Consider the following 1,498-nt stretch of genomic DNA (forward strand, 5'->3'; position numbering starts at 1 on the left):
GACCCGGCTCGGGGGAAGCTGGCTATGACCCCCGGCCAGGCAGACATCCTGGGCGTGTCTTTCGGCGGCCGCCTCGTGGTCGTCACCGGCGGCGCGCGCGGACAGGGTGCGCTTCAGGCCCGGCATCTCGCGGCGCGGGGCGCGCAGGTGATCGTCGCCGACATCCTTGAAGACGAGGGCCGCGCCCTCGCGGATGAGATCGGCGCGCAATTCGCCCGCCTCGACGTGACCTCGGAAGCGGACTGGGCGGCGTTGCAGGCGCAATGCGGCGACCGGCCCCTGCACGGTCTGGTGAACAATGCCGGGCTCTACCGGCCAGAAACCATCCCCGACACCACGCCCGAGGATTTCGACCTGCAATACAAGGTCAACCAGTTCGGCACCTATCTGGGCGTGAAGTTCGCCGAAGCGGCGATGGGCCCCGAAGGCGGGTCGATCGTGAACATCTCGTCGCTTGCCGGGCTGCACGCCAGCAAGGGCATTGCCTATGTCGGAACGAAGTGGGCCGTGCGCGGCATGACCAAGACCGCCGCGCGCGAACTGGGCCCGCGCGGGATCCGCGTCAACTCGGTCCATCCGGGCATCATTCTCACCCCGATGCTGGACGCCTGGAGCGACGAGGACCTGAAGACCCGCACCGCTCAGGTCCCGCTTGGTCGCGCGGGATTGCCCGAAGATGTGGTCCATACGTTGCTGTTTTTACTGTCGGATTTCAGCCGCTACATCTCGGGGGCCGAAATCGCGATTGATGGCGGGTTGTCTGTCTAGACAATACCGGAAAGGATAGAGCCGCCGCACCGTCGATCAAACCGGGCGGTGCGTAGCGGTCGGTTCACCGGTATGAGGTAAGAGCATATCATGCCAGATACAGCCAGCCCCGGCCGACTGTCCACGATCGCATCGGCCGCATTGCTGGGCGGCACGATTTTCACCCTCGCGGACCTATTCAGCAACAATCACCTGTTCGCCGGAATCGCGATCACGCTGATCGTGTGCCACATCCTGATGCGTTGGCGTCATGTGCGCACCAACGCCAAGGTCCTGCTCCTGCTCGCCGCGCTGTCGGGGGCGCTGCTGGTCCTGACCGGGGGCGATCCGGGCAGCCTTGCCCTTGCAGCAAGCCGCGCGCTCTACCTTCCTGCCCTGCTGGCCGTCATGGCGATCCTGCGGGTGGCCGCGATGCGCTCGAACATCGTCAGTACCGCCGCCCATTTCGTGGTGGACCAGCCCCCGTCGCGGCGGTTCGCCCTGCTGGCCAGCGGCAGTCATATCTTCGGCATCCTGCTCAATCTCGGCGGCCTGCAGCTTCTGCTCGGGATCGCGCTGGCCGAACGTGACCGCGCCGCGCCCAGCCCCGACATCGCCGAAGTGCAGGGGCGGCGAATCACCAATGCGGTCCTGCGCGGCTTTGCCGCCACCATCCTGTGGTCGCCGGTCGGGCTGGCCATCAACATGCTCATCCCGCTGATGCCGACATTGGGATATGTGTCCTACCTGC

At 66.1% G+C, this 1,498-nt stretch carries 1 protein-coding gene and 1 pseudogene; both read left to right on the top strand.

Annotated elements, in window-relative coordinates; all coding sequences use genetic code 11:
• Positions 1-768, top strand: a 768-nt coding sequence (locus A3764_RS01725) for an SDR family NAD(P)-dependent oxidoreductase (protein WP_236627989.1), incomplete at its 5' end; no start/stop codon positions are given.
• A gap of 90 nt (positions 769-858) precedes the next feature.
• Positions 859-1,498: pseudogene (locus A3764_RS01730) on the top strand (hypothetical protein); the annotation flags it as partial.

It is taken from the genome of Sulfitobacter sp. HI0129 (assembly GCF_001635395.1).
Classification (GTDB): Bacteria; Pseudomonadota; Alphaproteobacteria; order Rhodobacterales; family Rhodobacteraceae; genus Sulfitobacter.